Source organism: Gordonia sp. UBA5067, assembly GCF_002414845.1.
Classification (GTDB): domain Bacteria; phylum Actinomycetota; class Actinomycetes; order Mycobacteriales; family Mycobacteriaceae; genus Gordonia; species Gordonia defluvii.
The window spans coordinates 1-8565 of the sequence record NZ_DIAX01000046.1 but is presented as its reverse complement, the minus strand read 5'-3'; the positions used below and the strand labels follow the sequence as shown (position 1 = coordinate 8565).

Annotated in this window: 6 protein-coding genes; 4 read left to right on the top strand and 2 right to left on the bottom strand. The window is 67.6% G+C overall.

Annotated features, from left to right (window positions below; translation table 11 throughout):
• Positions 1–2966 (bottom strand): glutamate synthase central domain-containing protein (locus B4M62_RS07825; protein WP_290706424.1); only part of this gene is annotated, 2966 nt, incomplete at its 3' end.
• A gap of 328 nt (positions 2967–3294) precedes the next feature.
• On the opposite strand from B4M62_RS07825, the gene B4M62_RS07820 reads away from it, so the two are divergent.
• From B4M62_RS07820 to B4M62_RS07805, 4 genes are all read left to right on the top strand, one after another.
• Complete coding sequence (locus B4M62_RS07820; protein WP_290706423.1) at positions 3295–4269, top strand: alpha/beta hydrolase; 975 nt, start codon at positions 3295–3297, stop codon at positions 4267–4269.
• A 58-nt stretch (positions 4270–4327) separates the two neighbouring features.
• On the top strand, positions 4328–4876 hold the full coding sequence (locus tag B4M62_RS07815) for a DUF937 domain-containing protein (protein WP_290706422.1): 549 nt from the start codon (positions 4328–4330) through the stop codon (positions 4874–4876).
• A gap of 85 nt (positions 4877–4961) precedes the next feature.
• Positions 4962–6779 carry a DUF2207 domain-containing protein gene (locus B4M62_RS07810; RefSeq protein WP_290706421.1) on the top strand — a complete coding sequence of 606 codons (1818 nt, stop codon included), beginning with the start codon at positions 4962–4964 and terminating at the stop codon, positions 6777–6779.
• A gap of 120 nt (positions 6780–6899) precedes the next feature.
• Positions 6900–7406 (top strand): LemA family protein, encoded by a 507-nt coding sequence (locus tag B4M62_RS07805; RefSeq protein WP_290706425.1) that lies wholly within the window; start codon positions 6900–6902, stop codon positions 7404–7406.
• 34 nt (positions 7407–7440) lie between these two features.
• Here the strand turns inward: B4M62_RS07805 and B4M62_RS07800 are convergent.
• Positions 7441–8565 (bottom strand): ATP-dependent DNA ligase (locus B4M62_RS07800; protein ID WP_290706419.1); only part of this gene is annotated, 1125 nt, incomplete at its 5' end.

The window sequence follows — 8565 nt, the reverse complement described above, 5'->3', positions numbered from 1 at the left end:
GCGCCCTGCGCCATCTTGATCTGGATGTCGGTGCAGTTGCTCAGATAATGGCTGGTCACGCCGAACCGGCCGGACGCGACCTGCTTGATCGCGGACCGGCGCCAATCGCCATTCTCGTCGCGGCTGAAGCGGCGTGGGTCTTCGCCGCCCTCACCGGAGTTGGAGCGGCCACCGATCCGGTTCATCGCGATCGCCAGCGTCTCGTGGGCTTCGGCCGAGATGGAACCGTAGCTCATCGCGCCGGTGGAGAAGCGCTTGATGATCTCGCTCGCCGGCTCGACCTTGTCGATCGGGATCGGGTCGCGATCACCGAACTTGAAGTCGAACAATCCGCGCAGGGTGCCCAGTCGTTTCGACTGGTCGTCCACCAGCGCCGTGTACTCCTTGAACACCTTGTACTGACCGGTCCGGGTGGAGTGCTGCAGCTTGAACACCGTGTCCGGGTTGAACAGGTGATATTCCCCCTCGCGCCGCCACTGGTACTCGCCACCGACTTCGAGTTCGCGGTGGGCCCACTCGGCGGGCCGGGCCAAGAAGGCGAGGTGGTGGCGCGCGGCGACCTCGTCGGCAATCTCGTCGAGCCCGATGCCGTCGAGCTGACTGTTGGCGCCGGTGAAGAACTCGTCGACGGTCTCCTGGCTCAATCCGATGACCTGGAACAGCTGGGCGCCGCTGTACGACGGGACCGTCGAGATGCCCATCTTGCTCATCACCTTGAGCACGCCCTTGCCGGCGGCCTTGATGTAGTTGGCACGAGCCGTCGCGAAGTCCGATGCGTGATCACCGGTAGCGCCGATGATGGCACCGGATTCCAGCATGTCTTCGATCGATTCGAAGGCCATGTACGGATTGATCGCCGACGCACCGAAGCCGATGAGTGCGGCCATGTGGTGGACCTCGCGGGCATCGCCGGACTCGACGATGAGGCTGGCCCGGCTCCGCGTCTTCTCCCGCACCATGTGGTGGTGCACGGCCGATGTCAGGAGCAGCGATGGGATCGGTGCCAACGTCCCATCGGACTCGCGGTCGGACAGGATGATCAACTGCACCCCGTCGGCGACGGCGGCCGACACCTGGTTGCACACCTGCTCGAGTGCACGGCGCAGTCCGTCCCCGCCTTCGGCGACCGGGTACAGGCCGTGGAGGTGGATCGATGCGAAGCCGGTGGCCGCGCCGTCGATCGTGATCAGCCGCCGCAGATCATCGTTGTCGAGAATCGGGCTCGGCAGCGCAATCTGGCGCGCGGACGCCGGCGCCGGGTGCAGCAGGTCGCCCTGGCCCCCGATCCGCTGTCCGATGCTGGTGACGACTTCTTCCCGGATGGCGTCCAACGGCGGGTTGGTGACCTGCGCGAACAACTGCTGAAAGTAGTCGAACAGCAATCGCGATCGCGCCGAGAGAACCGCTACCGGGGTGTCGGTGCCCATCGACCCGATCGCCTCGGCGCCGGTCGCCGCCATCGGCTTGACCAGGAGGCTGAGGTCCTCATTGGTGTAGCCGAACAGCTGCTGCCGGTGCGCAACACGCTCGTGCGACATGTGGATGTGCTCGGGCGCGGGCAGCTCACCCAGGCTGATCTGGTTTTCCGCCAGCCACTGTTCGTACGGGTGCTCGGCGGCCAGCTGATCCTTGATCTCAACGTCGTCGACGATGCGGCCCTGCGCGGTGTCGACGAGGAACATCTTGCCCGGCTGCAACCGCAGCTTCTGCACGACGTCCGCGGGGTCGACGTCGAGGATGCCGACCTCCGAGCCGAGAACAATCAACCCATCGCGGGTGACCCAGATCCGCGACGGCCGCAGACCGTTGCGGTCAAGGACGGCGCCGATGACGGTGCCGTCGGTGAAGCACACCGATGCCGGGCCGTCCCAGGCCTCCATGAGCGCCGAGTGGTATTCGTAGAACGCCCGGTGTGCGGGGTTCATCGACTCGTGGCGTTCCCACGCCTCGGGGATCATCATCAGCACCGCGTGCGGCAGGCTTCGCCCGCCGAGATGGAGTAGCTCCAGCGCCTCGTCGAACCGGGCGGTGTCCGACGCGCCCGGGGTGCAGATCGGGAAGACGCGGGCTCCGCCGTCCTCCCCCAGACCACGGTCGCCATCGGCGGCGAAGGCCGACATGTCCATCAGCGCCTCGCGGGCGCGCATCCAGTTCTCGTTGCCGTTGACGGTGTTGATCTCGCCGTTGTGCGCGACCCGGCGGTACGGGTGGGCGAGGGGCCAGCTCGGGAATGTGTTGGTGGAGAAGCGCGAGTGCACCAATCCCAGCGCGCTCACGACGCGCTCGTCCTGCAGGTCGAGGTAGAAGCCGCGCAACTGCGGCGTCGTCAGCATCCCCTTGTAGACGACGGTCCGGCCCGACAGGCTGGGGAAGTACACGGTGCCCGACGCCTCGGCCCCCTCGCCGGCGCCCTTGCTGCCGAGTTCGTGCTCGACGCGCTTGCGAACGACATACGCCCGGCGCTCCAACTCGTCGCCGGCGCGGCCATCGCTACGGTCTGCTTCGCTCCCGCCGAACGCGATGAACACCTGACGGAAGGTCGGCATCGCGTCCCGGGCGAGCGCTCCGATCGACGCATCGTCGACGGGGACGTCCCGCCAGCCGAGCACGACCAGGCCCTGCTCTTCGACGATCCGGTTGACACCCTCGACCGCGGCCCGCGCATCGTCGCTGCCCTGCGGCAGGAAGGCGATGCCGGTGGCGTAGGCCCCCTCGGCGGGGAGGTCGAAGTCGACCACGGCGCGGAAGAAGGCGTCGGGGATCTGGATCATGATTCCCGCGCCGTCGCCGGTGTTCGGCTCGGCGCCCGCGGCACCGCGATGCTCGAGGTTCACCAACGCGGTGATCGCCTTCTCGACGATGTCTCGGCTCTTGCGGCCGTACATGTCGACGACGAACGCGACGCCGCACGCGTCGTGTTCATAGGCAGGATCGTAGAGACCGACCGGTCCCGGAGCATGGTGCATGATCGCCCCTTCGCACTCAAACGGTGCGCGACGCTGAGCACCCCAAACATTGGACTGTTGGATGAAATCCGTCGCGGGCTGCGCGACGGGAGGCCAGCGTCGTTGCTGACGATTCAGATGTACGGCCATTCTCCCACGGCGAAGGCCGGGACGGGAAATCGAATTGGCCACATTGCCTGTTTCGGCGCGGTGAACTGGACGTTTCGCGGAGTTTTGCGGAGTTTGCCGACGCTTCACCGAGAATGGCTCGCCCGGCGCGCTAGCTGAGCGCTAATTCGTGCCGCAACTTGCCCAAGCGTTTGCTCAATACGGACTACAGTCACATTTTGTGAACGCGATCACCAGTGTTCGGGCAACCCGCGGCTCGCTGCGCGCCCGGGCCCTCAACGGTTCGATGACCCGTGTAGTCAACCCGGCATTTCGCCTCGCCACCCTGGGCACGCCCCAGCTGGTCAGCGCATTTCGCCCGGTGGTCAACCAGACCCTCAACTTCGCGAGCCCGGTTCCCCCGGACACCCGCACCGAGCCGGTGCGGCGGCATGCCGGCGACGGCCAGGTGCGCGGCGAGTGGGTCTGGGGTCCCGGCGTCGGACTGCGGCGCATCGCCGACACGCAAGTCATCTACTACCTACACGGCTCCGGGTATGTGATCTGTAGTCCGCGGACTCACCGCGGCCTCGTCTCTCGATTGTCCCGGCGCACCGATCACGTCGCCTTCTCCCTGGACTACCGCCTAGCGCCCGAGCACCGCTTCCCGGCCGCGGGCGACGACACCGTGCGCGGCTACGAGTGGCTGCTCGATCAGGGCTACCGGCCGGAGAACATCGTCGTCGCCGGCGACTCGGCCGGCGGCCACCTGGCGATGGACCTGCTCGCCGACAACCAGACCGCGGCCCGGCCCCAACCGCGCGCAATGGTCTTGTTCTCGCCGCTGATGGACCCGACCTTCGGCCTCGCACTGGCCCGTGAGGCGCGGGGTCTCAAGGACCCGATCATCCGGGCCCGCACCGGCCGGCACTTCCTGGACATGTACACCGGTGGACTACCGGCCCACCATCCCCGGATGACCGTGTCGCTGCGCCCAGCCGACGACCTGCCGACGACGCTCATCCAGGTTGGTGCGCGCGAGGTGATGGCCGACGACGCTCATTTCCTGCATGCCACCCTCCTCGCCGCCGGCGCACAGTCGCAACTGCAGGCCTGGCCCGATCAAGGCCACGTCTTTCAGATGTTCCCCATGCTCACCCCCGAATCGCGCCGTGCGGTAAGTGAAGCAGCACGATTCATCCGTTCGGTAGCATGAACCGCACCGGTGACCGCGGTCGCAATATAGCGGCGGCGCCCCAACAAAGGAGACTCCCGTGTCCGAACTCGATGACCTGCTGAAGACCATTCCGATCGGCGATATTGCTTCCAAGCTCGGCGTCGACGAGGCGACCGCCGACGCGGCAGTCGCGCAAGCGGTTCCGACGCTGCTGGCCGGGCTCCAGGCCCACGCCGACACCGACGGCCCGGCCCCCGATAACCTGACCGCCGCTGCTGACGCCGGCGACGGCGCCGGCGTCGTGAAGGGTCTGTTCGGCGACCAGACCGACGAGGTCGCACACGCCGCGGCGGGACAGGCACCGGCCGCGGTCAACTCCGACCTCATGAAGAAGCTCCTGCCCATGCTCGCTCCGTTGGTCATCGCCTTCGTGACGCAGAAGCTCATGAGCGGCAAGGGCGGCGACCAGCAGGCCGCCACCCCCGGTGGCGCACTCGGCCAGATCCTGGGGAGCGCACTCGGCGGTGGGGGCAACGCGGCGGGCGGCCTCGGCGGCATCCTGGGCGGCATGCTCGGCGGCGGACAGCAACAGGCCGGTGGCGCGCTGGGCAGCATCCTCGGCGGGTTGCTCGGCGGCAAGAAGTAGCTCGCACCGGCGCCACCGCACCGCCGCGCAACGGCCGTCGCATCCTTGAGGGACGCGACGGCCGTTTCGCGTTACGCTGCCTTACGTGCGCCGCGCCTTCCTCTCCTTCCTCGCTGCACTGCTGACCCTCATCGGCGTGTTCTTGCCCATGTCCCTGGGCACGACGTCCTCCGGCAGCGGCTCCACCGATCCGGTGCGGGTTGCCAACTACGAGGCGCAGTACAACGTCGCCGCAGATGGCCGGCTTCGCGCCGTCGAGAGCCTGACCACCGAGTTCCCCCTCGGTCGCCACGGCATCTTCCGCTACTGGGACCTCGCCGACTCGTCCAACCCGCACGTCCGCTACATCCCCAAAGACATCGCGGTAACCCTCGACGGCCACGCCGAACCGTTCACCCTGCAGTGGGAGCGCGGTAAGCGCTTCCGGGTCGCGAAGATCGGATCGGCCGACCGATTCGTCGACCCCGGTACCCACATCTACACGATCAGCTACACCATCGACGGGACCATCGAACCGGCCAACTCCCGAACCGTCGACGGCGAGGCAACCTCCAGTTGGGGCGACCGGACCAAATCGCGGTTCCGCTGGCGCGTCGTCGCCGACGGCTGGTCGATGCCCATCGAGTCGTCGAAAGTGACCGTGCGCCTACCGGCCAAGGTCACCAGCACGGCCTGCGCCACGAGCAACAACGTCGACTGCGAGGCGCGCAACGACGGCACCAACACCGTCGTGGTCACCACCGGCGAACTCGGCTCGCACAACGGCGTGGCACTGCTGGCCGACATGGACCTGGCGCCGCCGAAGCGCACGACGGTGCCGTGGTCCATCCGGCTCGACCCCGTGCTCGGCCGGTCACTACCGCTGGTCGTGCTCATCGTGCTGGCCTCGCTGATCATGCTCGGGTTCGGCCTGTTCTGGACTTGGCGCAGTCGCGAGGAGATCCCGCTGTTGCCCGTCATGTTCGAGCCGCCAGCCGATCCGGGCGGCCGCGGGATCCTCTCGCCCGTTCAGACCTACTACATCACTCGCGAAGCCCCGCCGCTCAAAGGCCTGACGGCGACGTTGCTGTTCATGGCCGAGCAGAAGCTCGCGCACCTGGTCCGCGAGGACAACGGCGACTTCACCGTCGTCTCCGACGTCGACGCCACGCGTTGGGCCCAGGCGGACCCGGTCACCGCGGCAGTGGCCAACTCCCTCGGCATCGCCAGCCCCGGTGCGACCTTCAAAGCCGACGGTTCGGTCGACGCCGGGGAGCGCCTGCAAGCAGCCCAGTCCGCCGTGACCAATGCAGTCAAAATCTGGGGTGTCCAGTCCGGGGCGATTCAGCGCAGCGGGTTCGAGACCACCGGCCGGGCCCTGGTCGGCGCCGCGTTCGTCCTGTCCGCGCTGCTCTTCATCGTCAAGTGGTATCCGTTCTCACTGGCGGTCCTGCCACTCGCGGCGTTCGTCATCGGTGGCGCCGGCCTGTTCGTCACCGGTGTCGGCACCCGGCGCACCATGCTCGGCCGCGACATCTGGTCACGTGCCGGCGGATTCGAACGATTGCTCTCGACTCCGTCCAACAAGGAGCGCCTAGACTTCAGCGCCCGCAAGGACCTGTACACCTCGTACATCCCGTACGCGGTGGCCTTCGGCGCGGCCGCGGCGTGGGCCAACAAGTACCGGATGGCGATGGGCACCGAGCCACCCACGCCTCCGTGGATCGTCACCCCCTACGGCTCCCCCGTTCCTGCGATGCTGCTGTCGGGTCCGGGTGGGATCGGCAGTTTCGAATCCAGCCTGTCGTCGTCGATCTCGGCGTACACGGCGAGTCAGGCTTCCTCGAGCAGCAGTGGCGGCGGGTTCTCCGGCGGCGGGTTCTCCGGCGGCGGCGGCGGTGGTGGCGGCGGCGGCTCGTGGTAGGCGGGCGATCCCACCAGTAGTCTCTACTCCTAGAACCAACGAAAGGGGACCACCGTGTCCATCGCCCTGGTCATCCTGCTCATCATCATCGTGATAATCGTCGCGTTAGTGCTGTTCGGCATGGTCGGCTTCAACAAGCTGCGCAAGGCCGACATCGCCGCACAGGAGTCACTCGGCGGCATCGACGTCCAGTTGACTCGCCGCGCCGATCTGATCCCCAACCTGGTCAACACCGTCAAGGGTTATGCCGCCCACGAGAGTGGTGTCTTCGAAGAGGTCGCGCGGGCCCGCGGTGCGGTCGCGCAAGCAGCGCAGAACGGGACCGTCGAGCAGAAGGCCGCCGCCGACCAGGCGATGACCGGCGCGCTGGGCCGGCTGTTCGCCGTCGCCGAGAACTACCCCGATCTGAAGGCGTCGACGAACTTCATGCAGCTGCAGGCCGAGCTGTCCGACACCGAGAACAAGCTGAGCTTTGCCCGGCAGTTCTACAACGACGCGGTCTCCCGGCTCAACCAGCTGGTGCAGACGATTCCCTGGATGTTCTTCAGCGGCATCGCCGGGGTGAAGGCGCGCGACTTCTACCAGGCCCCCGAAGGCCAGCAGGCCCCGCCCCAGGTCCAGTTCTAGCGCCCGCGCAACCGTCCGGACCGGAGCGTTCCGGCTAGCGGCCCAGTTCGGTCAAGTCGACGATGCTGTCGGCCTCACCGGGCGTCTTGTCGGGCCGGTACCGCACCACCCGGGCAAATCGGAGGGCCACTCCGCCGGGATACCTGGTGCTGCGCTGGATACCGTCGATTGCGACTTCGACAACGAGGGCCGGGCGCAGGTGGACGGTGTGCGCATCGCGGGAAACTTCGTACTTGGGGAATTCGCCGGTCTGCCAGGCGAGGAGCTCGTCGCTCATCCCCTTGAACGTCTTGCCGACCATGATTGGCGGTCCCCCGGCCGGGTCGCGGGCCCCGAGATGAATGTTGGACAGCCGACCCCGGCGCCGGCCCGACCCCCACTCGGCGGCCAGCACGACCAGGTCGATGGTGTGCACCGGCTTGATCTTCTGCCACGCGCGGCCGCGACGTCCCGCCGCATACCGTCCGTCTGGCGCTTTGACCATCACGCCCTCGTGACCCGCGGCGACCATCTCGTCGAAGGCTGCGGCGATTTCGCCGGTGCTCGTCAGCGTGCGGCTGGGAATCCGCAACCCCGGCGCGACGGACGCCAATGCAGCGAGCCGTTCGATCAGCGGCTCGTCGATCAAGTCGGCGCCGTCCAGATGCAAGCAGTCGAAGAAGTAGGGGCGCAGCACCCCGCGGCCGGCCCCGAAGCCGCTCATCGTCTCCTGGAAGGGGCGTGGTCGGCCGTCGTCGGTAACGGCCAGCGTCTCACCGTCGAGAATGATGCTGTGGCACGGCAACTCGCCCACCAAGCGCACCACCTCAGGCACGGCGCGAGTGATGTCACGCAGCGAACGCGTGAACACCGCGATGTCGGATCCGTTGCGGTGCACCTGTATTCGTGCCCCGTCATACTTCGCGTCAACGATCACGGTGGGACCCAACTCGACCCAGGCCGCCGCCACCGAGGAGGCCGGTACGGCGAGCATCGGTTCAATGCCTCGCCCGACGGCGATCCTCATTTCGGCCAATGCCGCCCCGCCGCCGGCAACGGCCAGCGCTGCGGTCGCCGGCAGCGAACCGGACAGCATCACCGCGCGGCGCACCGCGTCGGTGGGTACTTCGGCGGCTAGGGCGACCGCGTCGGCGACGACACCGGCCAGGGCTCCCTGGCG